Origin of the sequence: Pseudorhodobacter sp. W20_MBD10_FR17 (assembly GCF_052119765.1) — a bacterium.
Classification (GTDB): domain Bacteria; phylum Pseudomonadota; class Alphaproteobacteria; order Rhodobacterales; family Rhodobacteraceae; genus Pseudorhodobacter.
Map to the genome: position 1 here is coordinate 115,437 of NZ_JBGQOQ010000002.1, position 26,101 is coordinate 141,537.

The following is a 26,101-nucleotide window of genomic DNA, read 5'->3' on the forward strand; positions in this document are numbered from 1 at the left end:
CTGTCGTCCCTCAATGCTTTGCCACAGGCACATCACCCACTGCGGGGATGGCGGCATGGTAATCAGTCACAAGCGCGCTTACCGAAGGGCCGATAATATCGGTCACAAGGCTCGGATACACGCCCAAAAGCAGCGTCATGGCCACCAGCGGCGCAAAGATTGCGCGCTCGCGGGTGGTCATATCAGTAATGGATTTGAGGCTTTCCTTAATCAGATCGCCAAACACCACGCGGCGGTAGAGCCACAAGCCGTAAGAGGCCGAAAGGATCACACCCGACGTGGCCACCGCAGCAACCCATGTGTTTACTTGAAAAATCCCCACCAACGTCAGGAATTCGCCCACGAAACCCGAGGTACCCGGCAGGCCCACGTTCGCCATCGTAAAGAACATAAAGATCAGCGCATAAGATGGCATCCGGTTTACCAAGCCGCCATAGGCGCTGATATCGCGGGTGTGCATCCGGTCATAAATCACGCCAACGCACAGGAACAGCGCGCCCGAGATAAAGCCGTGGCTGATCATCTGGAAAATAGCCCCGTCCACACCTTGTTGATTGGCCGAGAAAATACCCATCGTCACATAGCCCATGTGGGCAACCGACGAATAGGCGATCAGCTTTTTCATATCTTCTTGCGCGAGTGCCACCAACGAGGTGTAGACAATCGCAATAGCCGACATCCACAGCACAATCGGGCTAAGCAGATCCGCGCCGATTGGGAACATCGGCAGGCTGAACCGCAGGAAGCCGTAACCGCCCATTTTCAGCAAAATCGCCGCCAGCACAACCGAACCAGCCGTCGGGGCCTGAACGTGCGCATCTGGCAACCAAGTGTGTACTGGCCACATCGGCATCTTCACCGCAAAGCTGGCAAAAAACGCAAGGAACAGAAGGGTTTGCATGCCGCCAACAATGTGAAAACCCGCGATATTCAACGTGTCCGAGGCAAAATTATGGACCAGCAAAGTTGGGATATCAGTGCTGCCCGCATCAACATACATCGCGATCATCGCAACCAGCATCAGCACCGAGCCAAGGAAGGTGTAGAGGAAGAACTTGAACGCCGCGTAAACACGCGCCTGACCGCCCCAGATCCCGATAATCAGGAACATCGGGATCAAACCTGCTTCGAAGAACAGGTAGAACAGCACCAAATCGAGCGCGCAGAATACGCCAAGCATCAGCGTTTCCAGCAGCAGGAACGCGATCATATATTCCTTGACCCGCGTTTCAACCGACCAGCAGGCAGCGATGGTGATCGGCATCAAGAAGGTCGTCAGCATCACGAACAACACCGAAATACCATCGACGCCCATCTTATACTTCAGGCCAAGGATCCAGCTGTATTCCTCAACAAACTGAAAGCCGGTGTCGGCAGAGTTAAACCCTGCCAGCACAAACAGCGACACGATGAACGTGGTGCCCGTGGCCACCAGTGCCACCCATTTCGCATTGGTATTTGCCGCGGCATCGTTACCGCGCAAAAACAGCGCCAGAATACCCGCAGCAACCGCCGGAATAAACGTGATGATGGAAAGAAGATTATCCATTAGTGCGCGCCCCCCGAGAGCGTCATCCAGGTGACAAGGGCGACGATGCCCAACACCATGGCGAATGCGTAGTGAAAGATATAACCGGATTGGGCGCGCCCAGCGAGACGGGTCAGCATCGGAATAAAGCCCATGGCGATCCCGTTGATTGTGCCATCAATGACCTTGCCATCGCCTTTTTTCCACAGGAAAGCACCAAGCCACTTGGCAGGACGCACAAAGATAACGTCGTACAGCTCGTCGAAATACCACTTGTTTAACAAGAACAGGTACAAAGGCCGCTGCTGCTTGGCCAGTTTACCCGGCAAGTCTGGGCTGCGAATGTAAAACTTCCACGCCAAGGCAAAGCCCAAGAGCATCGCGATAAACGGCGACACTTTGGCCCAAACCGGCGAATCATGTGCCTCATGGATCGTGTGGTTGTCGGGGCCAAAGAAGATTGCCCCTTTTGGCGCCGCATGGACCATTTCACCATGTGCCGCAACTTGACCAAGTGCCTCTGGGGCTGGCGCTGCAGCATGGTTGGTCGTGGCCGCGTCGGCGCCTGCCCCCCCGGCTGTGGGTACGGCGTGGCCTTCGCCTGCGGCCTCATGCTGCGCGGTTTCCATGCCAAACCAGCTGTGCACCTTATCCAGATCGCCAAAGAACGAGTTGTACCAAATCATCCCCGAGAACGTGGCCCCAAGCGCCAAAACGCCAAGCGGTATCAGCATAACTTTCGGGCTTTCATGCGCGTGGTCATGTGCATGATGGTCGCCGCGTGGCTTGCCGTAAAAGGTCATAAACATTAGGCGCCAGCTGTAGAAACTGGTCATGAATGCTGCAATCACCAACATCCAGAACGCATAGCTTGACCCTACATAAGCGCTTTCAATCACAGCGTCTTTCGACACGAAACCGGCAAAGCCAAACCAACCTGTCAGCGGAATACCGACACCGGTGATCGCTAATGTGCCAATCATCATTGCGCCAAAGGTCAGCGGGATTTTCTTACGCAAACCACCATAGTTCCGCATGTCTTGTTCATGGTGCATCGCGTGGATAACCGAGCCCGCGCCAAGGAACAGCATCGCCTTAAAGAAAGCGTGTGTGAACAGGTGGAACATTGCCACCGGATAGGCGCCAACACCTGCGGCCACAAACATATAGCCAAGCTGCGACATCGTCGAATAGGCGATCACACGCTTAATATCGTTTTGCACAAGGCCGATCGTCGCTGCCACAAAGGCAGTCGTCGCCCCTAAGACAGTGATAAAGGCCAAAGCTTGCGGTGCATATTCAAAGATCGGCGACATACGGCAAACCAAGAAGACACCGGCCGTAACCATGGTCGCGGCGTGGATCAGGGCCGAAACAGGCGTCGGGCCTTCCATCGCGTCAGGCAACCACGTGTGCAAGAACAGCTGCGCCGATTTCCCCATCGCGCCGATGAACAGAAGCACGCCAATCAGGTTGGCAGCATTCCAATCCGTCCATAGAAAATGCAGGTTGGTCTCGGCCAACATCGGGCCTGCCGCAAACACATCATCCATACGGATGCTGTCGGTCAGGAAGAACAGCGCGAAAATCCCCAGCGCAAAGCCAAAGTCACCCACGCGGTTAACCACAAACGCTTTGATCGCGGCGGCGTTGGCAGAAGGCTTGCGATAGTAAAAGCCGATCAAAAGGTAAGACGCGACGCCCACACCTTCCCAGCCGAAGAACATCTGCACAAGGTTATCGGCCGTCACCAGCATCAACATCGCAAAGGTAAAGAAGGACAGATACGCAAAAAACCGCGCCTTGTAATGCTCATGGTGGGTCCAGTTATCATCATGCGCCATGTAGCCAAAGCTATACAGATGCACGAGCGCCGATACCGTATTGATAACAACCAACATAATCGCAGTAAGGCGATCCATGCGGATGCCCCAGTCGGTGCTCAGCGAACCGGACTCAATCCAGCGCAGCACAGTGATGTGCTCGACCGCATCAATATGCCCGAGGAAGATGATCCACGACAAAAATGCCGCCAGAAACACAAGGCTCGTGGTGATAACCTGGCCTGCAAACTCACCAATCCAGCGCCAGCCAAAGCCGCAGATCAGGGCGCCAATAAGCGGCGCAAAAAGGATGATCGTTGCCATAAGCTTAGCCTTTCATCACGTTGACGTCTTCGACGTCGATGGTGCCACGGGTCCGGAAGAAGGTGACAAGAATTGCAAGGCCAATGGAGGCCTCAGCCGCGGCAACCGTCAAGACAAACATGGTAAAGATCTGCCCAACCAAATCACCGTGAAACGATGAAAAGGCAACGAGGTTGATGTTAACCGAAAGCAGCATCAACTCAATCGACATCAAAATAACGATCACGTTCTTCCGGTTCAGGAAGATGCCAAAGATCCCAACGACAAAAAGCGCCGCTGCAACTGCCAAGTAATGCTCTAATCCAACCATTTTCGTCCCTCCGGGTCATTGCCCGATTTTCTGTTCGTCGTCTTGGCCACCGGCCGGCGATCTGCTTAGGGCTTACGCCCTTACAGCCCCTGCCCCGGCTTTACATCTTTCAATTCCATCGCTTGCGCAGGGTCGCGCCACATCTGGTGCAACACGTTCTGACGCTTAACATCCTTACGGTGGCGTATGGTCAAAACGATAGCGCCGATCATCGCGACCAGCAAAATCATGCCAGAAAGCTGGAACAACATCAGATACTTATCATAGATCAGCAGGCCAATCGCGCGGGTGTTTTCCACCTGTGCCATATCCGGTGTGATCGCGCGACGAAGGCCCATCGCGCCATCGGCCGAGACCCATGCACCGACGCCAATGCCAAGCTGCATCAACAAAACAACCCCGATAAGCAAAGCGATCGGCATATACTTGGCCATCTCTCCTTTCAGCTCAGCGAAATCAACATCCAACATCATCACAACAAACAAGAACAACACCGCGACCGCGCCAACATAAACAATGATCAGCAACATCGCGACAAATTCTGCGCCCAACAGTACAAACAGCCCCGCCGCCGACAAAAAGGCAAGGATCAGCCACAAAACCGAATGCACAGGGTTGCGCGACACGGTTACCAAAACCCCGGCCGTCAAAGCCGTCAGGGCAAAGGCGTAAAACGCCAGATCGACAACGGTCATTCTTTTGTCTCCTCATCTTCGGCAAAGACAGATTGCGCAATTTCCAGCGCCTTATGCATAGCAGGCAAGCCCCCGAACATGCTCATTTGCCATATCACCTCGGCGATATGGCGCTTGGTCGCCCCAGCAGTCATGGCTTGGCGCACGGTCAACCGTAGCTGCGGCTCGGCCTGCGCGCCCAAAACAGTTAGCGCGGCAATGGTCACCAAAAGGCGGGTGCGCGCATCAAGCCCTTCAGGGTTAAAGGTTTTGCCAAACCACAATTCCAGCATATCAGGCGACATGGCCGGAAACAGCTTTTCAAAGCCCTTCACATCCATGCCTTGCATGGCAGGCGCAAACGCCTTGGCCATGTCCTGCCCCTGCGCCATCATCGCCGCAAACATTTTTGTAAGGTCATCATTCATCTGTAGGGCGCATCCATTTCAAGGTTGCGGGCAATTTCGGCCTCCCAGCGGTCGCCGTTATCCAGTAGCTTTTCTTTGTTGTAGAACAGCTCTTCGCGGGTCTCGGTGGCAAATTCGAAATTCGGGCCTTCGACGATTGCATCCACGGGGCACGCTTCTTGGCAGAACCCGCAATAGATACATTTCGTCATATCAATGTCATAGCGCGTGGTACGACGTGAGCCATCATCGCGCGGCTCGGCATCGATCGTGATCGCCTGCGCAGGACAAACCGCCTCACACAGCTTACATGCAATGCAGCGTTCCTCGCCATTGGCATAGCGGCGCAGCGCGTGCTCACCCCGGAAACGAGGCGACAGCGGGCCCTTTTCATGCGGATAGTTCAGCGTGGCTTTCGGCGCAAAGAAATACTTGAACCCCAAACCAAAGCCTTTGATGAAATCAAACAGCAGGAAGTATTTCGTGGCACGGGTCCAATCAACAGGACGTTTGGCGAGTGTGCGGGTCTCAACCATGATCAGCCTCCAATCGCCCAGCGAGCCCAAAAGCCGCCGAGAACTTCAAACTTTGCCAAGAACGCAACCAGTACGACCCACCCCAACGACAACGGCAGGAACACTTTCCAACCAATGCGCATCAGCTGATCATAGCGGTAGCGCGGCACAATTGCCTTCACCATCGCGAACATGATGAAGAAGAACGCCATTTTGCCAACCATCCACAGCACGCCATCGGGCAGGCCGGGAATTGGCGACAGCCAACCGCCAAAGAACAGCAGGGAAATCAGCGCACACATCAAGAAGATCGCGATATATTCGCCCGCCATAAACAACAGATACGGGGTCGAGGAATATTCCACCATAAAGCCAGCCACAAGTTCTGATTCCGCCTCGGGCAGATCGAAGGGTGGGCGGTTGGTTTCAGCCAAGGCGCTGATAAAGAACAAAAACACCATTGGGAAGTGCGGCAGCCAGTACCAGTTCAGCAAACCGTAGTTGCCATCCTGAGCCGCAACGATCGCCCCGAAATTCATCGAGCCGGTCGAGATGATGATGCCGATAATGATCAGCCCCAACGACACCTCATAGGAAATCATCTGTGCAGCCGAGCGTAGAGAGCCAAGAAACGGGTATTTCGAGTTCGAGGCCCAGCCCCCCATGATCACGCCATATACCTCAAGCGAGGACACCGCGAAAACGAACAGGATTGCCACGTTGATGTCTGACAATACCCAGCCTTCGTTGAACGGGATAACCGCCCAAGCCAGAACAGCCAGAACAAATGACAACATCGGCGCCAAGAAAAACACCGCGCGGTCAGCCCCTGCGGGTACCACAATTTCCTTAACAACATATTTCAGCGCATCGGCAACCGATTGCAGCAGGCCCCAAGCGCCCACCACGTTCGGCCCGCGCCGCATTTGCACAGCGGCCCAAACTTTGCGGTCGCCATACACCAGAAACAGCAGTGAAATCATCACAAAAGCGATGACCAAAAGGCATTGCGCTAAGATCAGCAATGTCATTCCCAAGCCGGTTTGTAGAAATTGATCCATGGCGCCCTTACCCTTCGGCCTTATTCGTCAGTGTCATCGTCATATCGTCGGTATCCCTTGTGCGCCGCAATCGCGAACCGTCACTTCGGCATCAATCGTTGCCGACCCACGGGGCAGCGCCGCTGAGATGGTGTAAACCGCATCGCCGCGCCAATTACCACCCGTTTGTGCGACAGAAGTGCGCACATGGCGCGCAAATCCAAAGCCACGGATCAATGCATATTGCGCCGCGGCACAACGCGCATAGGCATCAACGTAGGTTCTGTCCCGCGCGCCCGTCATGGCCACGTGAAAATTCACCAAATCCCCATCCAAAAGCACGGTTTGTATCCCGCCATAGCTTGGCTTGAACGCCCCCTGCCCCGCAGTATCGCCAACACACCCGGACAGCCCGGCCAAGGCCAGCGCTGAGAGGGTGATGTGGGCGATACGTGTCATGTTTTACTCAGCCGCCATTGGTTTAGCCGCCCGCGCTTTGGCCTGCGCCGAAAGCTCGCCCATCAAGCTGGACGACCGTGCAATCGGGTTGGTCAAATAGAAGTCGCGCACCGCATTGCGGAAATCGGCTTGGCCCGGATCGCGCAGCGGGATACGCACCCACGCATTTTCCGCAACCTCATCAATCGCGCCCAAATGTGGTGCCGCGGCGACAACCGCTTTGCGCAGTGCAGCCAAGCTATCCCACGGCAAAGCGGCGCCAAGCTCACCCGACAAAGCGCGCAAAACGGCCCAGTTTTCTTTGGCCTCACCCGGCGCAAACCCCGCGCGGGCCGCCAATTGAGGACGGCCTTCGGTGTTCACAAACAGGCCCGATTCCTCGGTATAGGCAGCGCCCGGCAAGATAATATCGGCACGGTGCGCGCCACGATCACCGTGGCTGCCTTGGTAGATCACAAAGGCACCTGCCGCGATTTCCACCTCATCCGCGCCAAGATTATAGATCACCTCGGCCCCATCAAGCGCATCGGTCAGGCCGTTCTCGCTGACAGCCCCAACGTCCATCGCGCCAACGCGCGATGCTGCGGTGTGCAACACCAGCAGCTTGGAATCGCTCTCCTCGGCCATTTTCATCGCTTGCGACAAAACGGCCTCGCCATCCGCCTCATTCAAGGCGCCTTGGCCGATGATGATAAGCGAAGGATTGGCCTTAATCTCATCCGAACATTTGGTATTGGCCAGTTTGACCAATGCCGCACGGTCAGTCCCTTTGTGGGCATAATCATATGTTAGATCAACGGGTTGGCCAAGAACATCAATGTTGCAACCCGTTGTCCAAGCTTTGCGAATCCGCGCGTTCAGCACAGGCGCTTCTGTGCGAGGGTTGGTACCGATCAGCAAAATATATTTGGCCGCGTCAATATCTTCGATAGCCGCATTGCCAACATAGCCAGAACGGTTTCCGGCAGGCAGTTTTGCCTTATCGGTGCGGCATTCAACCTTGCCGCCCATGCCTTCGACCAAAGTTTTTAGGCTGAACACAGCCTCAACTGGGGCCAAATCGCCGACCAAACCAACAACCTTTTTGCCCTTCATCGCTGCTGCGGCGGCTTGCAGCGCCTCGCCCCAACCTGCCCTACGCAGTTTGCCGTTTTCACGGATATACGGCGTATCAAGACGTTGGCGGCGCAGACCATCCCAGACGAAACGGGTTTTATCGGAAATCCATTCCTCATTCACACCGTCATGGTTGCGCGGCAGAATCCGCATGACTTCGCGGCCTTTGGTATCGACGCGGATGTTGGAACCCAAAGCGTCCATCACATCAATCGTCTCGGTCTTCGTAAGCTCCCAAGGGCGTGCGGTAAAGGCATAGGGTTTGGACGTCAACGCACCAACGGGGCACAAATCAATGATGTTGCCTTGCAGGTTGCTATCAAGCGTTGCGCCCAAATAAGTAGTGATTTCAGCATCTTCGCCACGGCCCGTCTGGCCCATGGTCAAAATGCCCGCGACTTCGGACGTAAAGCGCACACAGCGGGTACAAGAAATGCAGCGGGTCATGGTGGTGGCCACCAGCGGCCCCAAATCCAAATCCTCGGACGCACGCTTCGGTTCACGAAAACGGCTGAAATCGACCCCGTAAGCCATGGCTTGGTCTTGCAAATCGCACTCGCCGCCTTGGTCGCAAATCGGGCAATCCAGCGGGTGGTTGATCAGCAAAAACTCCATCACGCCTTCGCGCGCCTTTTTCACCATAGGTGAGTTGGTTTTCACCACAGGCGGTTGGCCCTCTGGGCCCGGGCGCAAATCTTTGACCTGCATGGCGCAAGAGGCGGCAGGTTTAGGCGGGCCGCCCACTACCTCAACCAGACACATGCGGCAGTTGCCCGCGATGGTCAGCCGCTCGTGGTAGCAAAAACGCGGAATTTCGATACCGGCTACTTCGGCGGCTTGGATCAGCGTCATCGCGCCTTCCACCTCAACCTCAATGCCGTCAATAATGATCTTCTTCAGGTTGGACATGCCACTACTCCGCCGCAACTTCCGCACATCCGTGGGTTTCCCACGCCTGTGCCTCTTTCAAATAGGACCAGCCAAAGGCCGCATCGCTATCGCCATGTTCTTGTTTATACGCCAGTTTTTTTAACGCTTCGTCAAGTGATGGGCGGTGCCCCGCAGGCACCCACCACATCACAAAATGCATCTTTCCGAGAACCTCGAACCAATCGGCACGCTGGTCGTAAAACTGCTTATGCACAGTTTTCCAAACAAATGTCTCAAGGCTTGCCGCGTCTTCCCAAACCGTCAGGTTTGACACGAACTGCGGATCGCCGCCAATCTTGGCCTCGGTGTTCCCCATCCCCGGTTCGCCCGAGCCTTCCATCATCCAGACAAAGCCCGGCATGCGTTTGCCCAAGCTGTTGACTTGATCCAGCCCGGCCATGAAATCGGCGACACGCGGGTCATCGGTGGGGGCCAACAAACGCCCTACATTCAACTCAGCAAGCTGCATCGTCATACGCAGCCCTCCACGATCAACCAAGTATCGCCCTGAAACCGGTCACGGCTGGTCCCTTTGGCGCGGCTTACGCAAAAGCGGTCCGCTGCGCGACGTGCTTCGGCACCTTCCCAGTTTTCAAAGGGCCGTCCGATGCGGGCAACCTCAATCGCCCCGGTCGGCCGCTTGGCCACGTTATAGCTTACCCCATCCAACACAACAGGCCCGCGCGCCACAGGGGCAGGCGCGGAGACGCAGGCCGAAAGGGCCAACGCACCAAGTGTTAAAGGGTAAGCAGGGTGAATCATTCGGCAGCCATAGCCCCCATACGCCCGGTTTTTTGCGCTTTGATCCGGTCTTCAATTTCCTCACGGAAGTGCCGTACCAAGCCTTGGATCGGCCATGCAGCAGCATCGCCAAGCGCGCAAATCGTGTGGCCTTCAACCTGTTTGGTCACCGACAAGAGCATGTCAATTTCTTCGACCTCGGCCTCGCCACGGACCAAACGGTCCATCACGCGCATCATCCAGCCTGTGCCTTCACGGCAAGGGGTACACTGGCCACAGGACTCGTGCTTGTAAAATTTAGACAGGCGCCAGATCGCTTTGATCACATCAGTAGACTGATCCATCACGATCACAGCCGCCGTACCCAGCCCCGAACGCTGCTCACGCAGCCAGTCAAAATCCATGATCGCATCTTCACATTGCGCCGCGTTCAGCATTGGCACCGAAGACCCGCCGGGAATAACCGCCTTGATGTTTTTCCAGCCGCCACGCACGCCGCCACAGTGACGGTCGAGCAATTCGCGCAGCGGAATAGACATCGCCTCTTCAACCACACAAGGGTTAACAACATGGCCCGAAATGCCAAACAGCTTGGTGCCTGCATTGTTAGGGCGGCCAAAACCGGCAAACCAATCGGCCCCACGGCGCAAAATGGTCGGCACAACGGCAATCGATTCCACGTTGTTCACTGTCGTTGGGCAACCATACAGGCCAGCGCCCGCAGGGAATGGCGGCTTCATCCGCGGCATCCCCTTCTTGCCTTCGAGGCTTTCCAGCAAGGCTGTTTCTTCGCCGCAAATATAGGCGCCTGCCCCGTGATGCACATAACAATCAAAGTCAAAACCAGACCCAGAGGCGTTTTTACCAATCAGGCCAGCATCATAGCATTCATCAATCGCGGCCTGAAGCGCCTCTTTTTCGCGGATATATTCGCCGCGAATATAGATGTAGCAGGCGTTCGCCCCCATCGCAAAAGACGCAATCAACGCACCTTCAATAAGCGTATGTGGATCATGGCGCATGATCTCGCGGTCTTTGCAGGTGCCCGGTTCGGATTCGTCTGCGTTAATCACCAGATAAGACGGGCGACCATCCGATTCCTTCGGCATGAACGACCATTTCAGACCGGTTGGAAAGCCCGCGCCACCACGACCGCGCAAACCAGACGCCTTGATCTGATCGACCAACCAGCCGCGGCCATTGGCGATAAACCCTGCCGTGCCGTTCCAATGCCCACGCTTTTTGGCGCCAGCAAGGGTGCGGTCATGCATCCCGTAAAGATTGGTAAAGATCCGATCTTGATCTTTCAGCATGTCATGCCCTCAATTTTTCTCGGACGCGGCTTTTTGCCGACGCCAAATTCTATACGTTACAACCATCGTCCAAAGGAAAGCGGCAAACGCCAGCATATCAAACAAGAAAACAAACCGCGTTTCCCAGCCGTAATGCCCGCCCAGCCACTGCGCGCCCAACCACAGGGCCATTGTGCCAACCAGCACAACCGCCACCAAACGTGCATCCCGCGCATTCTGGATTTCTGTTTTGTTGGGCGTCGTTTTCACCTTTAGTATACCCCGCCTTTATCAACGCGTTTGGAAAACTCTGTCGTACCACCCGCCGCCAAAACCTTGGCCTGCTCAACCCAGTTATCGCGGGTCACGCGGCCTTTAAAGCCCTCAAGGTTTTCATCAACCCAAGCAACTTCGGCTGCCGTCCAGTTCGCGATCTGGTCAAAATGGTAAAAGCCAAGGCTGTTGCAAAGGACTTCGAGTTTTGGGCCAATGCCTTTGATTTGCTTCAGATCATCGGCTTTGCCGTCCCGCGCGGAGGCTAAGCTTTCTGGCTTAGTGCTGACAGCCTCGTCCGCAACAGCGGGTTTGGCAGCCGAGGTTGCCTGCGCTTCTTGCACCGTTGCACCGGTCGCATCTGCAGGCACAGCTTTCGCAGGTTTTGGCTCGGTTTGAGCCTCTGCCTTGACCGCTTTTGCAGGTTTGCTGCCCGATTTACCCAACCAAGGGGTCAAAAGCGGCACCTCGGTACCGTCAATGCGCTTAACCGTTTCGCCAATATCCACGGCCTCTTGCACACTGGCATTATAACGTTTGCGGTCTTCCCCATACTCTTTCAAGCTGGTCAAACCACCCAAAGGCTCGGACGCATAACGCCCGTTTTGCGGGCCGGGTACCGGCACTTCGCCCTTGGAAAACCGTGCAATCAAGTCGCGAAGGCTGTCGGGCGTCAGGTCTTCGTAATAGTCTTTACCAATCTGGGCCATCGGTGCGTTGGTGCAGGCCCCAAGGCACTCGACCTCTTCCCAAGAAAACTTGCCATCTGCCGACAACGTATGCGGCTTGTCATTGATCAGCTCTTTGCAGACCGCAACCAAATCTTCGGCGCCGCAGATCATGCAGGACGTGGTGCCGCAAATTTGGATATTTGCAATAGACCCAACAGGTTGCAGCTGGAACATAAAGTAGAATGTCGCCACTTCCAGCGCACGAATATAGGCCATGCCCAGCATGTCGGCGATATGCTCAATCGCGGGGCGGGTTAGCCAGCCCTCTTGCTCCTGTGCACGCCACAACAGCGGAATAATCGCGCTCGCCTGCCGCCCTTCGGGGTATTTCGTGATCTGCCCCTGCGCCCATGCCAAATTGGCAGGCGTAAAGGCGAAAGTAGCAGGCTGTTCTTTGTGCAAGCGACGCAGCATCATGCGGCTCCGTTGGTTTTCAGCGCGGCAACGAATACAGCAGACGCACCAAGCGCCGCCACACCACTGCTGAGGTGTTTCATATAAGATTTGCCCGAGCGGGCATAGATAGCGGCATCGGCAAGCGCCGCATCCGGATCACGCAGGCACATGGCCGCGATGCCGCCCGTTACGGCGACCCCGACCCAAGCCTTACCGGTTGCTGCGTTTGCCCAATCCATCAGCGGTCAATCTCTCCAAATACCACGTCCATCGTGCCGATGATCGCGGCCACATCGGCCAGCTGGTGACCTTTGCAAATGTAATCCATGGCTTGCAGGTGCAGAAACCCCGGCGCACGGATCTTGGCGCGGTAAGGTCTGTTGCTGCCATCCGCGACCAGATAGACGCCAAACTCACCCTTCGGTGCCTCAACAGCTGCGTAAATCTCACCCGCAGGAACGTGGAAGCCCTCGGTATACAGCTTAAAGTGGTGGATCAGCGCTTCCATCGAGGTTTTCATCTCACCGCGTTTGGGCGGCGTGATCTTGCCACGAGCCAAAATATCGCCGGGCTCTTTGCGCAGTTTGGCCAGCGCTTGACGGATGATCGAGGTGCTTTCACGCATTTCCTGCATCCGGCACAGATAACGATCATAGCAGTCGCCATTCTTGCCAACAGGGACCTTAAACTCGAATTCATCATAGCATTCATAGGGTTGCGCACGGCGCAAATCCCACGCAAGGCCGGAGCCCCGCACCATGACGCCCGAAAAGCCCCAGTCCAGAATGTCTTGCTCGGACACAACGCCAATATCAGCATTGCGCTGCTTAAAGATGCGGTTCTCGGTCAACAGCCCGTCGATATCGGCCAGAACGCGCGGGAATTCCTGTGCCCAAACGTCCATATCTTCGATCAACGCAGGCGTCAGATCTTGGTGCACACCACCAGGGCGGAAATAAGCGGCGTGCAGGCGTGCGCCACAAGCCCGCTCATAAAACACCATCAGTTTTTCGCGCTCTTCAAAGCCCCACAGCGGCGGGGTCAGCGCACCGACGTCCATCGCCTGTGTGGTTACGTTCAGCAAGTGGTTCAAAACACGGCCAATTTCGCAAAACAGCACGCGGATCAACTGCGCACGGCGCGGCACTTCTACGCCTGTCAGCTTTTCAATCGCCAAACACCAAGCATGTTCTTGGTTCATCGGCGCCACATAATCCAGCCGGTCAAAATACGGCAGGTTTTGCAGATAAGTCCGGCTTTCCATCAGCTTTTCGGTGCCACGGTGCAGCAGGCCGATATGCGGGTCGCAGCGTTCTACAATCTCGCCGTCCAACTCTAGCACAAGCCGTAAAACACCATGCGCAGCAGGGTGTTGCGGGCCAAAGTTCAAGTTAAAATTGCGGATCTTCTGCTCGCCCGTTTGCGCGTCGTTGAAGTTGCCATCCATCATAGCCTAGCCTCACCCATGTTCCTGCGCCAAGCCTCGGGAAGATCCGAAAACTGGCGGGCGACAAATTCATATTGCGGGCGCAGATGTGCGCGCGCGCGGTCTCTATGCTCTGGCAACATCGCGACCGATACGCCAACATGCACCGGCTGCGTAAAATTGGCAGCCTTGTAATCAAGGTTCAAAAACGCGCAGACACGGGCAACCCCGGCAGGCGTCAGCAACTCTTCCATAAACATTATCAACAGCTTGGACGGGTCAACAGCAGCATTTAGCCGCCGGATTGCGCCCTCGTAGTCGCCGCGTTCGGTTAGGCTGCTTTTCTGACCTTGCAGCACCCGTTCCATCATCACATTACAGGTCGCCGTCAGGCCATCAACGCCATCGCAAACCCGCCGTCCCAACATCCGAACATGGCTCCAAAGCCGTGCCACAGGATCGCGCATCACATATATAAACCGCGTCTCGCCTGACAGCCGCGCCATCTGCTTTAACCGTTTGATCGGCAATAAAGCATAGGCCGGCGTCACATCGGCAACCAGCGAATGTGCCTCCATACCCCATGTCAAATACTCAAGGTAATTGGCTGTATTTTCCGCCCGCGTTTTCAACACCTTATGCCAATCCAGCACGTCTTGCATCTTATTGGCAGCGCGGCTTTGACTGTCGCCCTTTGATGCCCCAATCCGATCACGCAACCGCGCCATGTGATTGCGCTGCACCACCAATTGCTGCCGGAATGCCTTGGTTTCGAGCGTGTCGAAATAGTGCAACTCTTTGATCGAGCGCACATGGCATTCTGGGTGGCTGGAGAGATAATCGAACAGCCAACTGGTGCCCGATTTCGTCGCCCCCACGCAAAACAATATGGTCGGTTCTTTGCTCACGCCGCTCAGCCCTTGGCCTTGTCGTCGCCCGGAAGCACATATTTCGCACCCTCCCATGGGCTCATGAAATCGAACTGACGGTATTCTTGAACCAGCTTAACCGGCTCATAAATCACACGCTTTTGCGCCTCATCATAGCGCACTTCGGTATAGCCGGTGGTCGGGAAATCCTTGCGCAGCGGGTGGCCGCGAAAGCCGTAATCCGTCAAAATTCGGCGCAAATCGGGGTGGCCCGAAAACAGAATGCCAAACATATCATAGACTTCACGCTCAAACCAATTGGCCGAGGGGTGAACGGATGTGATCGACGGAACCATCTCATCCTCGCGCACTGCGGCTTTCACGCGGATACGGTGGTTCAGGTACATCGACAGAAAGTGGTAAACCACATCAAACCGTGCGCCAACCCGCTCGGGGTGGTCCACAGCCGTAATATCGACAAGGGATGAGAACTTGCAATTGCTGTCGGTTTTCAGAAAGTCGACGAACGCCACCATGGCGCGCGGCGCAATAATCACCGTCAACTCACCATTGGTAATAGCGGTTGAGACAATCGCATCAGCTTGGCGCAGTTCCAGCAGGCCAGCAAGTTCGGTCAGGGCTTCGGTCATTTTCGTCTCCCTTAACGAACCAGCGTGCCAGTACGGCGGATTTTGCGTTGCAGCTGCAAGATACCGTACAGCAGCGCTTCGGCTGTTGGCGGGCATCCTGGCACATAAATATCAACCGGAACAATCCGGTCACAGCCCCGCACAACCGAATAGCTGTAATGGTAATACCCACCGCCATTGGCGCAGGACCCCATCGAGATCACATAGCGCGGCTCTGGCATCTGGTCATAAACCTTGCGCAGCGCAGGGGCCATTTTATTGGTCAATGTCCCGGCCACGATCATCACATCCGACTGACGCGGTGACGCGCGGGGCGCAAAGCCAAAGCGTTCGGCATCATAGCGCGGCATGGCGACATGCATCATTTCTACCGCACAGCACGCCAAACCAAAGGTCATCCAGTGCAACGAACCCGTCCGCGCCCAGTTGATGATATCTTCGGTCGAGGTCAGCAAAAAGCCCTTATCCTGCAACTCGGCATTCAGCGCTTGGGTCGAAACCTCAAGATCAGCGCCCGCAGTATTTGCTCCGGCCATCACTCCCATTCGAGCGCCCCCTTCTTCCATTCATAAGCAAAGCCGACGGTCAGAACCGCCAAGAACACCATCATCGACCAGAAGGCTGCCATCGAAATCTCACCAAAGGCGACCGCCCAAGGGAACAAAAAGGCCACTTCCAAATCGAAAATGATAAACAGGATTGAGACGAGGTAAAAGCGGATGTCAAACTTCATTCGCGCATCGTCAAACGCGTTAAACCCGCACTCATAGGCCGAAACTTTTTCAGGGTCGGGGTTGCGCACGGCAAGCACGACAGCCGCTAGAATCAGGACAAGCCCAAGGCCGATGGCCACAGCTAGAAAAATGATAATGGGCAAGTATTCCCGGAGTAGGTGGTCCACTAGATGCTCCTATCGCTGGCGACATGCAGGCTTCCACCCGAATAGGGCAGAGGACTCTCACGGTTTCGTTTACTCCCCTGCTATGCCGGGGTCAACCGAAGGCAGCGCGAAAATCACAGATTGCAAAAGTGAAATATGTTAATTCGCACTGCCTTGCACCTTACACGCGCAAATAGTTGCTAAAGCGCCCAGCCCGGCTTTTCTTTGGCAAAGAACGCCGCGATTCCCAAAGCGGCCTCATCGCTTTGCCAACGGGTAACAAGGGCAGCAATGCTTGCCTCTACATCCTCTTGCGTGGGCTGTGGGGCCAGTTTTCGCAGCAAGGCTTTGGCCTCGGCCACAGCCCTTGGCGCGCAGGCCAAATAGGGTGCAACCTCATCCTCGACCGCGGCGTCAAGTGCGTCTGGCGTGACAATCCGCGCCAAAAGGTTAATGCGCAGCGCTTCATCGGCATCAAAAATACGCGAGGACGCAAAGATGCGGCGCGCATTTGCCTGACCTACCCGCGCCAAAACATACGGGCCAATCGTTGCGGGAATCAGCCCCAGCCGCGTTTCCGTCAGGCCGAAACGCGCCTCTGGCACGCCAATTGCGGCGTCACAGACCGATATCAAGCCAACACCGCCGCCGTAAGCTTGGCCGTGAATGCGCCCTATCAGCGGTTTTGGTAACGCGTTCAACGCCGCCAGCATTTGCGCCAGCTTGCGCGCGGCGTCCGCGCGGGTTGTACTGTCCGCCGCCATCTGGTCTTGCATCCACGCCAGATCACCACCCGCGCAAAAACTGCCGCCCTGCGCCGCCAGAACCACCAGCCGCACCGAAGGGTCGGCCCCCAGCGCCTGCGCCGCCTGTGTCAGCTCGTCAATCATCTGGGCTGACAGCGCATTGCGCTTATCCGGCCGCGCAAGCGTTAGGGTTGCCACTCCGCGCGGGTCGATCTTTAGCAGAAGGGTCTTGAATTCCATAGCTTACTCCTGTGCGCCTAACGGCCCGCGCATGGCCTGTGCCGTGACAGCGGCCTGCTGCAAAACGGCGTGATCCAACCCTGTCACATAGCCCTGAGCGGTCAAATACGCGGCGACCCTTTCCGTCGCCACATTCCCCGCCGCCCCTGGCGCATAAGGGCAGCCGCCAAGCCCACCCACCGCCGCATCAAACACCCGCAGCCCCCGTGCCAAGGCCACCGCGATATTGCCAAGTGCGCGCCCATTCGTATCATGGAAATGACCTGCCAACTGCTGCGCCGGTACTTCGTTCAAAACCGCCGCCAACATCGCATCCACCGCTTCGGGCCTGCCCTGCCCCAATGTGTCACCAAGGCTTATCTCGTGGCAGCCAAAACGCCGCAGAGCAGCCACGGTCTGCGCCACAGCCTGCGGGGGCGTTGCACCGTCATAGGGGCAATCGATCACACAAGACACATAGCCCCGCAGCGGCACAGCGTCCGACCGCGCAGCCAAAGCGACTGGCGCAAACCGCTCCATGCTCTCGGCGATTGAGGCATTAAGATTGGCCTGCGAAAACCCTTCGGAGGCCGAAGCAAACACCGCCACCTCATCTGCGCCTGCCGCTTTTGCCGCCGCATAGCCTTGTAGATTGGGCGTCAGGGCAGCATAGCGCACAGACGCCGCGCGCGTCATTGCCGCCATTACAGCCGCGCTGTCCGCCATTTGCGGTACCCATTTTGGCGACACAAAACTCGCAACCTCGATCCGGCGAAAGCCAACCTTGGACAGCAGATCAATCAGCGCAACCTTTCGCGCCAGCGGAATAATCGCCGTCTCATTCTGCAACCCATCGCGGGGCCCAACCTCGTATATCTCGACATAGTCTTGCATAGTTTAACATTTCTTCATTTAGGGCCGGTTCTGCGGGTCTGGTTCAGACCTCTTGCTCTAACACGATCAACGCAGCCCCGGCCTCAACCTGATCGCCCACTTGCACCAAAACCTCGGCCACAATGCCATCACGGGCGGCGGTAAGGCTGTGTTCCATCTTCATCGCCTCTAGCACCGCCAAACGGTCACCCGCCAAAACCGGCTGCCCCGGCCCCACAAACAGCGCCTTAACCAGCCCCGGCATTGAGGCCAGCGCCGCGTTGCCCGCCGCCTCGCCCACAAAAACGCGCGCCAAAGGGTCAACGGTCGTAAAGGCAAACTGCCCCTCGGGGGCAAAGACAAAGACCTTGCCCGCCACGACCGTCACCGGCACAAACGAGGCACCCTCAACCTGCCAGCCCTTTTCGCCGCGCGTAGCCGTTAGCGTTTTGGTGCCAAGCGTTACTTGTGCGCGGTCTGGGGAAAAAATCTCAACCACAGCCGTGATAATGTCGCCCTGATGTGCGAGTAACACGCGGCGGCGCAGCGGTGCCCATAGCGAAAACCCAGCCTGCGCCACCATTGGTACATTGGCGGCAACCAGCACCGCCAACGCACGCCGCGCCAGCGAAGACTCGGGAATATGGGTTAGGGCCGCCAAGTCCCGTTCAATCAGACCCGTGTCCACATCTCCTTGGCAAAAACGCGGGTTGCGGGCAAGCACGCCCAGGAACGCCAGATTGGTCACGGTGCCCGCCACTTGGGTTTGCGCCAAAGCGCGCGAGAGCTGTGCAAGGGCTACGGCGCGGGTGGGGCCATGCACGATGATTTTGGCGATCATCGGATCATACCACGGGCTGATGCTATCGCCGCTGCGCACCCCGCTATCAATGCGGACATTGGCGGGAAACGCCAGATGATCGAGCCGCCCTGTGGCAGGCAAGAACCCTGCGGGCACGTCTTCGGCGTAAAGCCGCGCCTCAAAAGCGTGACCGTTGATGTGCAGATCGTCTTGGCGCAATGGCAAGGCCTCGCCGCTGGCCACCCTTAGCTGCCATTCGACCAAATCAACGCCGGTTATCGCCTCGGTCACCGGATGTTCCACTTGCAGGCGGGTGTTCATTTCCATGAACCAGAACCGATCGGGATGCAGGCCTGCGCTGGCATCGGCGATAAATTCGACCGTGCCTGCCCCCTTGTAGCCAATCGCACGCGCAGCCCGAACCGCAGCATCGCCCATCGCGAGGCGCATGGCGGGCGGCATATCGGGGGCTGGCGCTTCCTCGATCACCTTTTGGTGGCGGCGTTGCAGGCTGCAATCGCGTTCAAACAAATGGACGGCATCGACCCCGTCCCCAAAAATCTGCACCTCAATATGACGGGGTTTTTCGACGTATTTTTCCAGCAAAACGGCGTCATTGCCAAAGGCACCCATCGCCTCATTGCGGGCAGAGATCAGGGCATCGGCAAAATCTTTGGGGTGAGTGACCTTGCGCATCCCTTTGCCACCGCCGCCCGCGACGGCCTTTATCAGCAAAGGATAGGTGATTTTTTCGGCCTCCGCCGCCAGATGGGCCGAGTCTTGGCTCTCGCCCAGATAGCCCGGCACAACCGGCACACCTGCCGCCTCCATGAGGCGTTTGGCGGCGTCTTTCAGCCCCATGGCGCGGATCGCCTGTGCAGAAGGGCCAATAAAAACCAGCCCAGCGCGCTCCACCGCATCCACAAAACCGGGGTTTTCCGAGAGGAACCCATAGCCAGGGTGAATGGCGGTAGCCCCTGTGGCCTTGGCCGCCGCGATAAGGACATCGCCGCGCAAGTAGCTGTCATGCGGGGCGGAGCCACCGATATGCACAGCCTCATCGGCCAATGCCACATGCTTGGCGCCTGCATCGGCATCAGCATAGACGGCAACCGTGGACACGCCAAGCCGTTGGGCGGTTTGGATGATGCGGCAGGCGATTTCGCCACGATTGGCTATCAGGATTTTGTCAAACATCAAAGCCTCACGTGTTGTAGACGGCTAGGGCTTAACCCAGAACCAAGGTAGAAGCCGAGGGTTTCACACCCCCGGACCCCCGTGGGATATTTTCAAACAGATGATGAGGTTACATGCGAAAAAGGCCGAAAATGGTTGGGTTTATCGGGGCGTTAAGGGCGATTTGCAGCGAAAGAGAAAGGGCGGCACGGGTTTTGCGCGGGTCAATGATGCCGTCATCCCACAGGCGCGCCGAGGCGTAGAGCGGGTGGGACTGTTCTTCGAACATGTCAAGTGTGGGTTGCTTGAAGGCGGTTTCTTCATCGGCTGACCAAGTGCCACCGTTGCGTTCAATGCTATCGCGTTTGACGGTGGCCAGCACACCTGCGGCCTGTGCGCCGCCCATAACCGATATGCGGGAATTGGGCCACGACCACAGGAAACGCGGGCTGTAGGCGCGCCCTGCCATGCCGTAATTGCCCGCCCCAAAGGACCCCCCGACGATCATGGTGATTTTAGGGACATTGGTGGTGGCCACGGCTGTGACCAGTTTGGCCCCGTGGCGCGCGATCCCTTCGGTTTCGTATTTGCGGCCCACCATAAAGCCGGTGATGTTTTGCAAAAACACCAGCGGGATAGCGCGCTGGCTGCACAGCTGCACAAAATGCGCGCCTTTGACGGCGGAGTCCGAGAACAGCACGCCGTTATTGGCGACAATCCCCACAGGGCAACCATTGATATGGGCAAAGCCGGTAACCAGCGTGTCGCCAAATCGCGCCTTGAACTCATCAAATCTTGATCCATCGACGACACGGGCTATCACCTCGCGGATATCATAAGGCGTGCGCAAATCGGGGGGAACAAGGCCGAGGATATCTTCGGGGTCATAGGCAGGGTCCTCGGGGGTTTGCCATTGTACGGTTGCGGGCTTGGGGCGGTTCAGGTTGCCCAGCGCACGGCGGGCAAGCGCCAAGGCATGGGCATCATCTTCGGCCAGATAATCGGCTACGCCCGAAAGCCGCGTATGCACATCGCCACCGCCCAACTCTTCGGCGCTGACCACCTCACCCGTAGCGGCCTTTACCAATGGTGGGCCTGCCAGAAATACCGTGCCCTGATTGCGCACGATGATCGTCACATCCGACATCGCAGGCACATAGGCACCCCCTGCGGTGCAAGAGCCCATAACCACCGCGATCTGGGCGATCCCCTTGGCCGACATGCGCGCCTGATTATAGAAAATCCGGCCAAAATGGTCGCGGTCGGGGAAGACCTCATCTTGGTTGGGCAGGTTCGCGCCGCCACTATCGACCAGATACACACAGGGCAGATGGTTTTCCTCGGCAATCTCTTGCGCGCGCAGGTGTTTCTTCACCGTCATCGGGTAATAGGTGCCGCCTTTCACCGTGGCATCATTGCAGACCACCATCACGTCTTGGCCCATCACCTGCCCCACGCCAGCAATCAACCCCGCACAGGGCGCATCGCCACCATACAGCCCATGCGCCGCCACAGCCCCTATTTCCAAAAACGGGCTGCCCACATCCAGCAGGTTCGCCACCCGGTCACGCGGCAGCATCTTGCCACGGGCGACATGACGGTTCAGCGATTTCTCCCCGCCACCCGCGGCGGCCAGTTGCGCGGCCTGCGCCACAGCCTCCAACATTGCCAAATGGGCGGCGCGATTGGCGCGGGCGGTATCGGTATTGGGCAGGAAGGCGGAGTTCAGACGCATCACATCCCCCCTAGATCGCGCAAGGTCAGTGCCCGCCGCGCGGTCATATCCAGCATACAGCCGGTATAGATGTTCGAGCGCATCGTGCCATCAATGAACATTTGATACTGCAAACCACACTCGGCATCGCGGAACGCAATCCAAGCGCGCTGCGCCGTGCGCAATGCGGTTTTTTGATCGGCGGTAATCGTGGCCATCCGCCCCTTGTATTCACGGTTAAGATAACCATCCCACAGCTCGGTTTCCGCGCTGGTGCAGGCGCTCATGCCTTGGTTTGAATAGCCGCCCGACTGTTCCATGCACACGCCTGACGCCGCACCAATACAATCGGCATCTGCAGTGTCGCGCAGCGCTTGGTTGAAACACCCATCCACAGCAATGCGATTTACAACCGGTGCAAACTCCTGCGCCTGCGGGGCCCCTGCGACCAGCGCTAAAATCCAAATCAGCTTCATACCCCCAGCACCTCGCGTCCGATCAGCATCCGCCTTATCTCGCTCGTGCCGGCGCCGATTTCCATCAACTTGGCATCGCGGAACAACCGGCTTACAGCACTATCGGCCAAAAAGCCTGCCCCGCCCAGTGCCTGCACCGCCTGATGCGCCTGCACCATTGCCTGTTCACTGGCATAGAGCACACAGGCCGCCGCATCGGCCCGCGTCACCACCCCACGGTCGCAGGCCCCAGCCACCGCGTAAACATAGGCCCGGGCCGAGTTCATCGCCGTATACATATCTGCCACCTTACCTTGCATCAGCTGAAAGCCCCCGATCTTTTGGCCAAACTGCTCGCGGGTTTGCAGATAGGGCACCACCTCATCCAAGCAGGCCGCCATGATACCCGTGCCAATCCCCGACAGAACCACGCGTTCATAATCGAGGCCCGACATCAACACCCGTACGCCCTTGCCTTCCGTCCCAAGCACATTGGCAAACGGCACCTCAACGCCGTCAAAGATCAGCTCGGCCGTATTGGACCCGCGCATCCCAAGTTTATCAAAATGCGGGCTGGTCGAGAATCCGGCCATGGATTTTTCAACAATAAACGCCGTGACGCCTTTGCTACCCGCTGCAGGATCGGTCTTGGCATAGACCACCAGCACATCTGCCTCGGGGCCGTTGGTGATCCAATACTTATGCCCCGTCAGGCGGTAAAACCCGTCGCATGTCTCGGCCCGTAGCGCCATCGACACCACATCAGACCCCGCCCCCGACTCGGACATCGCCAGCGCCCCCACGCAGCTGCCCGCAATTAGCCCCGGCAAATATTTGGCCTTTTGCGCTGGCGTCCCGTTCATCGCAATCTGGTTCACACAGAGGTTGGAATGCGCGCCATAGGACAACGCCACACTCGCACTCGCCCGCGCGATTTCCTCAACGGCAATCACATGCGCCAGATAGCCCATCCCAGCCCCGCCACCTGCCTCGGGCACGGTTATGCCCAGCAGTCCCAGATCGCCCATCTCACGCCACAGCTCTGCCGGAAATACATTACTCGCATCAATCGCTGCGGCCATCGGCTTGACCCGCTGTTGCGCCCAGCGATGCACCACGTCTTGCAATGCTGCAACATCGCCCCCCAGATCAAAGCGCATCGAGCCTGTGAACATACTTGCCTCCCTGCAAACTGAACACCTGTTCAATTCATAGGCACAAAACCCTTGCTGCGTCAATGCTGGCCTTGGTCCCGTTCTTGGGGGCGCGGCTAAAGGGGTTGCAAGCCCTGCGGCGGCGGCGGTAAATAAAGGCCAAGCCTTTTAGCCATACGCATACAAACGATTAGGGGAAACAGATGGACGCGAACACAACCGTCACCGCCGGAAACGTCAGCTTTGACAATGCGGGCCCTGTGGCCTTTATCCTTGGTCCTTGCCAAATGGAAAGCCGCGCCCATGCGATGGAAATGGCTGCCGCAATTGATGAAATTACCCGTGCCGCTGGCGTCAAGGCCGTGTTCAAAGCAAGCTATGACAAGGCCAACCGTACCAGCCTGAACGGCCCGCGCGGCATCGGCAAAACCAAAGCGTTTGAGGTGTTTGCCGAGATTAAGGAAACTTACGGCATGCCCACGCTTACGGATGTGCACGAGCCAAGCCATTGCGCCGAGGCCGCCGAGGTTTGCGACATCCTGCAAATCCCCGCTTTCCTGTGCCGTCAAACCGATCTGCTGGTCGCTGCCGCCGAAACCGGCCGCGTGATCAACATCAAAAAGGGCCAGTTTCTGGCGCCGTGGGATATGAAACATGTGCTGGCTAAGGTGACTGGGTCGGGCAACCCCAATGTCTTGCTGACCGAGCGTGGAGCCTCGTTTGGCTATAACACCCTTGTCACAGATTTTCGTAGCTTTCCGGTTATGGCCGCCACTGGTGCGCCGGTGATTTTTGACGCCACCCACTCGGTGCAGCAACCGGGCGGCCAAGGTGGCTCATCCGGTGGGCAACGCGAATTTGTGCCGGTGCTGTCGCGCGCGGCTGTCGCCGTGGGTGTGGCAGGTGTATTTATTGAAACGCATGACAACCCAGATATCGCGCCCTCGGATGGCCCGAACATGGTGCCTTTGGCCGAACTCGGCGCGCTATTGGCCAGCCTCAAGGCGATTGATGCGCTGGTAAAAGGTCTTTAACCCCTTGGAACCTTTCGCCCGCGCCACTAGCTAGGGCGAAAGGAGTCCCCGATGACCGCCTATTCCCTACTCGATCTGTCACCCATCCCCGAAGGCCACACCGCCTCCGATGCGCTGGCTAATTCCGTAACCTTGGCCCAAGCAGCCGAGGCTGCCGGTTACAAACGCTTTTGGCTGGCCGAGCATCACAATATGCCTGGGATTGCCAGTGCCGCGACCAGCCTTGTGATCGGTCATGTCGCCGCAAACACAAAATCCATCCGTGTGGGCGCAGGGGGCATTATGCTGCCCAACCACGCGCCTTTGGTGATTGCTGAACAATTTGGCACCCTTGCCACGCTGTACCCTGATCGCATCGACCTTGGCCTTGGCCGCGCGCCCGGCACCGATATGGCCGCCGCCCGTGCGCTGCGCCGCCACATGGCACCGGATGACAGCTTTCCCGCCGATGTACAGGAATTGATTGGCTATTTGGGGGATGCGCCCGAAGATGCCAGCGTTATGGCTGTTCCCGGTACGGGCACACATGTTCCGGTGTGGATTCTTGGGTCTAGCCTGTATGGCGCGCAACTGGCGGCTTATTTCGGCCTGCCCTATGCCTTTGCCTCACATTTCGCACCAGCCCAGCTGTCGGACGCACTGGCCACCTACCGCGCCACCTTTCGCCCCTCGGTGCATTTGGACAAACCCTATGCAATGATGGCGATCGGGGTTTGCGCTGCCGAAACCGACGCGCAGGCGCAGTATTTGCGCAGCTCGCAAGAACTGGCCTTTGCCCGCCTGCGCAGCGGCACGCCGGGCAAACTGCCGCGCCCTGTTGATGATATTACAACACAGGTCGCGCCAACGGTTTTGGCCCAAGTGCGCCAAGCCCTGTCATGCGCGGCCACAGGGGCGCCTGATACGGTGCAAACCCAACTGACAGCCCTGATCGCAAAGCATCAGCCAGATGAGGTGATGTTGACCGGCATGATCCACGACCCTGCCGCCCGCATCACATCCTTTCAGATCGCAGCGCACGCAATGGCGGGGCTTTAATACAGCTCGTGAATATGCAAGTTCCGCCCGCGAAACGCGCAATCATCCCCCTGCGCCTTGCCCTCAAGCGCCTGATAGATTGGGGCTGCGGGCGAAATGCCGATACAGCGCCGACCACCACATTCAAACTCGGCCGTTGAAACGGAGACAACCAAGAACCGGTCGCCAAAGCGCAGCACGGCACCGGGTTCAACCACATCCTTTGGCCCGAAATCCAGCGCCTTTATCGCCGCTACCTTCGACTCGGCCTGATGCTCAAAGTCATCAAAGGCCTCGGCCAAATCGGCGGCAGTCTCGGCTTGTGCATGCTCGTCGCGTTCAATCACCTCGGTCCGGTCCAACCGCGCCTCGGCCAAGAACTGTTGATATTTTGCATGGGCTTGGGCCAAGTCGGCCTCGGTCAGCGCCAACATTACGGCCTGCAACTGCTGCTTGTCGATCATCTCGTCCTCCTGAAATTCCAAAGTTATCTTTAGCATAGCAGCGGCCCCCATACCGTCTTTGAT

At 57.3% G+C, this 26,101-nt stretch carries 29 protein-coding genes; 2 read left to right on the plus strand and 27 right to left on the minus strand.

All coding sequences use genetic code 11. The features are described 5' to 3' along the window. Positions 1-10: 10 nt before the first annotated feature. The 26 genes from ACEN2J_RS02055 to ACEN2J_RS02180 form a co-directional block, all read right to left on the minus strand. On the minus strand, positions 11-1,549 hold the full coding sequence (locus tag ACEN2J_RS02055) for an NADH-quinone oxidoreductase subunit M (RefSeq protein WP_442102862.1): 1,539 nt from the start codon (positions 1,547-1,549) through the stop codon (positions 11-13). Next, a complete protein-coding gene (gene nuoL / locus ACEN2J_RS02060) occupies positions 1,549-3,675 on the minus strand; it encodes an NADH-quinone oxidoreductase subunit L (protein ID WP_442102863.1) in 2,127 nt (708 codons plus the stop codon). The genes ACEN2J_RS02055 and nuoL overlap by 1 nt, the downstream gene beginning before the upstream one ends. A 4-nt stretch (positions 3,676-3,679) precedes the next feature. Then, positions 3,680-3,985, minus strand: a complete 306-nt coding sequence (nuoK, locus tag ACEN2J_RS02065; protein ID WP_050522600.1) for an NADH-quinone oxidoreductase subunit NuoK — start codon at positions 3,983-3,985, stop codon at positions 3,680-3,682. An 80-nt stretch (positions 3,986-4,065) separates the two neighbouring features. Next, positions 4,066-4,680 carry an NADH-quinone oxidoreductase subunit J gene (locus ACEN2J_RS02070; protein WP_442102865.1) on the minus strand — a complete coding sequence of 205 codons (615 nt, stop codon included), beginning with the start codon at positions 4,678-4,680 and terminating at the stop codon, positions 4,066-4,068. Continuing rightward, positions 4,677-5,087 (minus strand): carboxymuconolactone decarboxylase family protein, encoded by a 411-nt coding sequence (locus ACEN2J_RS02075; RefSeq protein ID WP_442102866.1) that lies wholly within the window; start codon positions 5,085-5,087, stop codon positions 4,677-4,679. Before ACEN2J_RS02075 ends, ACEN2J_RS02070 begins: the two co-directional genes overlap by 4 nt. Further along, the gene (nuoI, locus tag ACEN2J_RS02080) at positions 5,084-5,602 is read right to left on the minus strand and encodes an NADH-quinone oxidoreductase subunit NuoI (RefSeq protein WP_442102867.1); all 519 of its coding nucleotides are present in this window, start codon (positions 5,600-5,602) and stop codon (positions 5,084-5,086) included. Before nuoI ends, ACEN2J_RS02075 begins: the two co-directional genes overlap by 4 nt. Positions 5,603-5,604: 2 nt before the next feature. Next, on the minus strand, positions 5,605-6,642 hold the full coding sequence (gene nuoH / locus ACEN2J_RS02085; protein ID WP_442102868.1) for an NADH-quinone oxidoreductase subunit NuoH: 1,038 nt from the start codon (positions 6,640-6,642) through the stop codon (positions 5,605-5,607). A 39-nt stretch (positions 6,643-6,681) separates the two neighbouring features. Next, positions 6,682-7,080, minus strand: a complete 399-nt coding sequence (locus ACEN2J_RS02090; protein ID WP_442102870.1) for a hypothetical protein — start codon at positions 7,078-7,080, stop codon at positions 6,682-6,684. Positions 7,081-7,083: 3 nt separating this feature from the next. Then, positions 7,084-9,105 (minus strand): NADH-quinone oxidoreductase subunit NuoG, encoded by a 2,022-nt coding sequence (gene nuoG, locus ACEN2J_RS02095; RefSeq protein WP_442102872.1) that lies wholly within the window; start codon positions 9,103-9,105, stop codon positions 7,084-7,086. A 4-nt stretch (positions 9,106-9,109) separates the two neighbouring features. Continuing rightward, on the minus strand, positions 9,110-9,601 hold the full coding sequence (locus tag ACEN2J_RS02100; protein ID WP_442102873.1) for a DUF3291 domain-containing protein: 492 nt from the start codon (positions 9,599-9,601) through the stop codon (positions 9,110-9,112). Continuing rightward, positions 9,598-9,888, minus strand: a complete 291-nt coding sequence (locus ACEN2J_RS02105; RefSeq protein ID WP_442102875.1) for a hypothetical protein — start codon at positions 9,886-9,888, stop codon at positions 9,598-9,600. Before ACEN2J_RS02105 ends, ACEN2J_RS02100 begins: the two co-directional genes overlap by 4 nt. Then, positions 9,885-11,180 carry an NADH-quinone oxidoreductase subunit NuoF gene (gene nuoF, locus ACEN2J_RS02110; RefSeq protein WP_442102876.1) on the minus strand — a complete coding sequence of 432 codons (1,296 nt, stop codon included), beginning with the start codon at positions 11,178-11,180 and terminating at the stop codon, positions 9,885-9,887. Before nuoF ends, ACEN2J_RS02105 begins: the two co-directional genes overlap by 4 nt. A gap of 9 nt (positions 11,181-11,189) precedes the next feature. Then, positions 11,190-11,429 carry a DUF5337 domain-containing protein gene (locus tag ACEN2J_RS02115; protein WP_442102878.1) on the minus strand — a complete coding sequence of 80 codons (240 nt, stop codon included), beginning with the start codon at positions 11,427-11,429 and terminating at the stop codon, positions 11,190-11,192. Between the two features lie 2 nt (positions 11,430-11,431). After that, a complete protein-coding gene (locus ACEN2J_RS02120) occupies positions 11,432-12,577 on the minus strand; it encodes an NADH-quinone oxidoreductase subunit E (protein WP_442102880.1) in 1,146 nt (381 codons plus the stop codon). Beyond that, complete coding sequence (locus tag ACEN2J_RS02125) at positions 12,577-12,798, minus strand: hypothetical protein (protein WP_442102881.1); 222 nt, start codon at positions 12,796-12,798, stop codon at positions 12,577-12,579. The genes ACEN2J_RS02120 and ACEN2J_RS02125 overlap by 1 nt, the downstream gene beginning before the upstream one ends. Continuing rightward, complete coding sequence (locus ACEN2J_RS02130; protein WP_442103041.1) at positions 12,798-14,006, minus strand: NADH-quinone oxidoreductase subunit D; 1,209 nt, start codon at positions 14,004-14,006, stop codon at positions 12,798-12,800. Before ACEN2J_RS02130 ends, ACEN2J_RS02125 begins: the two co-directional genes overlap by 1 nt. After that, positions 14,006-14,893: a sulfotransferase gene (locus tag ACEN2J_RS02135; RefSeq protein ID WP_442102882.1), complete on the minus strand. Its 888-nt coding sequence runs from the start codon at positions 14,891-14,893 to the stop codon at positions 14,006-14,008. The genes ACEN2J_RS02130 and ACEN2J_RS02135 overlap by 1 nt, the downstream gene beginning before the upstream one ends. Positions 14,894-14,898: 5 nt before the next feature. Beyond that, a complete protein-coding gene (locus tag ACEN2J_RS02140; protein ID WP_442102883.1) occupies positions 14,899-15,504 on the minus strand; it encodes an NADH-quinone oxidoreductase subunit C in 606 nt (201 codons plus the stop codon). Positions 15,505-15,515: 11 nt separating this feature from the next. Next, the gene (locus ACEN2J_RS02145) at positions 15,516-16,049 is read right to left on the minus strand and encodes a NuoB/complex I 20 kDa subunit family protein (RefSeq protein WP_082223943.1); all 534 of its coding nucleotides are present in this window, start codon (positions 16,047-16,049) and stop codon (positions 15,516-15,518) included. Next, complete coding sequence (locus ACEN2J_RS02150) at positions 16,040-16,405, minus strand: NADH-quinone oxidoreductase subunit A (RefSeq protein ID WP_442102884.1); 366 nt, start codon at positions 16,403-16,405, stop codon at positions 16,040-16,042. The genes ACEN2J_RS02145 and ACEN2J_RS02150 overlap by 10 nt, the downstream gene beginning before the upstream one ends. A 179-nt stretch (positions 16,406-16,584) precedes the next feature. Then, entirely contained in the window at positions 16,585-17,370 is a 786-nt protein-coding gene (locus ACEN2J_RS02155) for a crotonase/enoyl-CoA hydratase family protein (protein ID WP_442102885.1), read from the minus strand. 3 nt (positions 17,371-17,373) lie between these two features. After that, entirely contained in the window at positions 17,374-18,243 is an 870-nt protein-coding gene (locus ACEN2J_RS02160; protein WP_442102887.1) for a hydroxymethylglutaryl-CoA lyase, read from the minus strand. A 43-nt stretch (positions 18,244-18,286) separates the two neighbouring features. Next, a complete protein-coding gene (locus ACEN2J_RS02165; RefSeq protein ID WP_442102888.1) occupies positions 18,287-20,221 on the minus strand; it encodes an ATP-binding protein in 1,935 nt (644 codons plus the stop codon). 109 nt (positions 20,222-20,330) lie between these two features. Continuing rightward, complete coding sequence (locus ACEN2J_RS02170) at positions 20,331-21,935, minus strand: carboxyl transferase domain-containing protein (RefSeq protein WP_442102890.1); 1,605 nt, start codon at positions 21,933-21,935, stop codon at positions 20,331-20,333. After that, positions 21,935-22,390 (minus strand): lysozyme inhibitor LprI family protein, encoded by a 456-nt coding sequence (locus tag ACEN2J_RS02175; protein WP_442102891.1) that lies wholly within the window; start codon positions 22,388-22,390, stop codon positions 21,935-21,937. Before ACEN2J_RS02175 ends, ACEN2J_RS02170 begins: the two co-directional genes overlap by 1 nt. After that, positions 22,387-23,544, minus strand: coding sequence for an acyl-CoA dehydrogenase family protein (locus ACEN2J_RS02180; protein WP_442102892.1), 1,158 nt, complete (start codon positions 23,542-23,544; stop codon positions 22,387-22,389). Before ACEN2J_RS02180 ends, ACEN2J_RS02175 begins: the two co-directional genes overlap by 4 nt. A 182-nt stretch (positions 23,545-23,726) precedes the next feature. Between ACEN2J_RS02180 and kdsA the strand changes: the two genes are divergently transcribed. Then, positions 23,727-24,557: a 3-deoxy-8-phosphooctulonate synthase gene (gene kdsA, locus ACEN2J_RS02185; protein ID WP_442102894.1), complete on the plus strand. Its 831-nt coding sequence runs from the start codon at positions 23,727-23,729 to the stop codon at positions 24,555-24,557. A gap of 51 nt (positions 24,558-24,608) precedes the next feature. Further along, positions 24,609-25,595: an LLM class flavin-dependent oxidoreductase gene (locus ACEN2J_RS02190; protein ID WP_442102895.1), complete on the plus strand. Its 987-nt coding sequence runs from the start codon at positions 24,609-24,611 to the stop codon at positions 25,593-25,595. Here ACEN2J_RS02190 and ACEN2J_RS02195 read toward each other — a convergent pair. Next, on the minus strand, positions 25,592-26,074 hold the full coding sequence (locus ACEN2J_RS02195; RefSeq protein ID WP_442102897.1) for a hypothetical protein: 483 nt from the start codon (positions 26,072-26,074) through the stop codon (positions 25,592-25,594). The genes ACEN2J_RS02190 and ACEN2J_RS02195 overlap by 4 nt on opposite strands. Positions 26,075-26,101: the final 27 nt, after the last annotated feature.

Excerpts from the sequence above, each read along its gene's own strand:
- ACEN2J_RS02145 (WP_082223943.1), bottom strand. The coding sequence starts at position 16,049 with ATGGGAGTGATGGCCGGAGCAAATACTGCGGGCGCTGATCTTGAGGTT.
- ACEN2J_RS02190 (WP_442102895.1), top strand. The coding sequence starts at position 24,609 with ATGACCGCCTATTCCCTACTCGATCTGTCACCCATCCCCGAAGGCCAC.
- ACEN2J_RS02125 (WP_442102881.1), bottom strand. The coding sequence starts at position 12,798 with ATGGATTGGGCAAACGCAGCAACCGGTAAGGCTTGGGTCGGGGTCGCC.
- ACEN2J_RS02090 (WP_442102870.1), bottom strand. The coding sequence starts at position 7,080 with ATGACACGTATCGCCCACATCACCCTCTCAGCGCTGGCCTTGGCCGGG.
- kdsA (WP_442102894.1), top strand. The coding sequence starts at position 23,727 with ATGGACGCGAACACAACCGTCACCGCCGGAAACGTCAGCTTTGACAAT.
- nuoF (WP_442102876.1), bottom strand. The coding sequence starts at position 11,180 with ATGCTGAAAGATCAAGATCGGATCTTTACCAATCTTTACGGGATGCAT.
- ACEN2J_RS02100 (WP_442102873.1), bottom strand. The coding sequence starts at position 9,601 with ATGACGATGCAGCTTGCTGAGTTGAATGTAGGGCGTTTGTTGGCCCCC.
- ACEN2J_RS02070 (WP_442102865.1), bottom strand. The coding sequence starts at position 4,680 with ATGACCGTTGTCGATCTGGCGTTTTACGCCTTTGCCCTGACGGCTTTG.
- nuoK (WP_050522600.1), bottom strand. The coding sequence starts at position 3,985 with ATGGTTGGATTAGAGCATTACTTGGCAGTTGCAGCGGCGCTTTTTGTC.
- ACEN2J_RS02120 (WP_442102880.1), bottom strand. The coding sequence starts at position 12,577 with ATGCTGCGTCGCTTGCACAAAGAACAGCCTGCTACTTTCGCCTTTACG.
- ACEN2J_RS02175 (WP_442102891.1), bottom strand. The coding sequence starts at position 22,390 with ATGAAGCTGATTTGGATTTTAGCGCTGGTCGCAGGGGCCCCGCAGGCG.
- ACEN2J_RS02130 (WP_442103041.1), bottom strand. The coding sequence starts at position 14,006 with ATGGATGGCAACTTCAACGACGCGCAAACGGGCGAGCAGAAGATCCGC.
- ACEN2J_RS02105 (WP_442102875.1), bottom strand. The coding sequence starts at position 9,888 with ATGATTCACCCTGCTTACCCTTTAACACTTGGTGCGTTGGCCCTTTCG.
- ACEN2J_RS02195 (WP_442102897.1), bottom strand. The coding sequence starts at position 26,074 with ATGCTAAAGATAACTTTGGAATTTCAGGAGGACGAGATGATCGACAAG.
- ACEN2J_RS02160 (WP_442102887.1), bottom strand. The coding sequence starts at position 18,243 with ATGCAAGACTATGTCGAGATATACGAGGTTGGGCCCCGCGATGGGTTG.
- ACEN2J_RS02155 (WP_442102885.1), bottom strand. The coding sequence starts at position 17,370 with ATGGAATTCAAGACCCTTCTGCTAAAGATCGACCCGCGCGGAGTGGCA.
- nuoL (WP_442102863.1), bottom strand. The coding sequence starts at position 3,675 with ATGGCAACGATCATCCTTTTTGCGCCGCTTATTGGCGCCCTGATCTGC.
- ACEN2J_RS02165 (WP_442102888.1), bottom strand. The coding sequence starts at position 20,221 with ATGTTTGACAAAATCCTGATAGCCAATCGTGGCGAAATCGCCTGCCGC.
- ACEN2J_RS02055 (WP_442102862.1), bottom strand. The coding sequence starts at position 1,549 with ATGGATAATCTTCTTTCCATCATCACGTTTATTCCGGCGGTTGCTGCG.
- ACEN2J_RS02170 (WP_442102890.1), bottom strand. The coding sequence starts at position 21,935 with ATGCGTCTGAACTCCGCCTTCCTGCCCAATACCGATACCGCCCGCGCC.
- ACEN2J_RS02140 (WP_442102883.1), bottom strand. The coding sequence starts at position 15,504 with ATGACCGAAGCCCTGACCGAACTTGCTGGCCTGCTGGAACTGCGCCAA.
- ACEN2J_RS02180 (WP_442102892.1), bottom strand. The coding sequence starts at position 23,544 with ATGTTCACAGGCTCGATGCGCTTTGATCTGGGGGGCGATGTTGCAGCA.
- ACEN2J_RS02075 (WP_442102866.1), bottom strand. The coding sequence starts at position 5,087 with ATGAATGATGACCTTACAAAAATGTTTGCGGCGATGATGGCGCAGGGG.
- nuoG (WP_442102872.1), bottom strand. The coding sequence starts at position 9,105 with ATGTCCAACCTGAAGAAGATCATTATTGACGGCATTGAGGTTGAGGTG.
- nuoI (WP_442102867.1), bottom strand. The coding sequence starts at position 5,602 with ATGGTTGAGACCCGCACACTCGCCAAACGTCCTGTTGATTGGACCCGT.
- nuoH (WP_442102868.1), bottom strand. The coding sequence starts at position 6,642 with ATGGATCAATTTCTACAAACCGGCTTGGGAATGACATTGCTGATCTTA.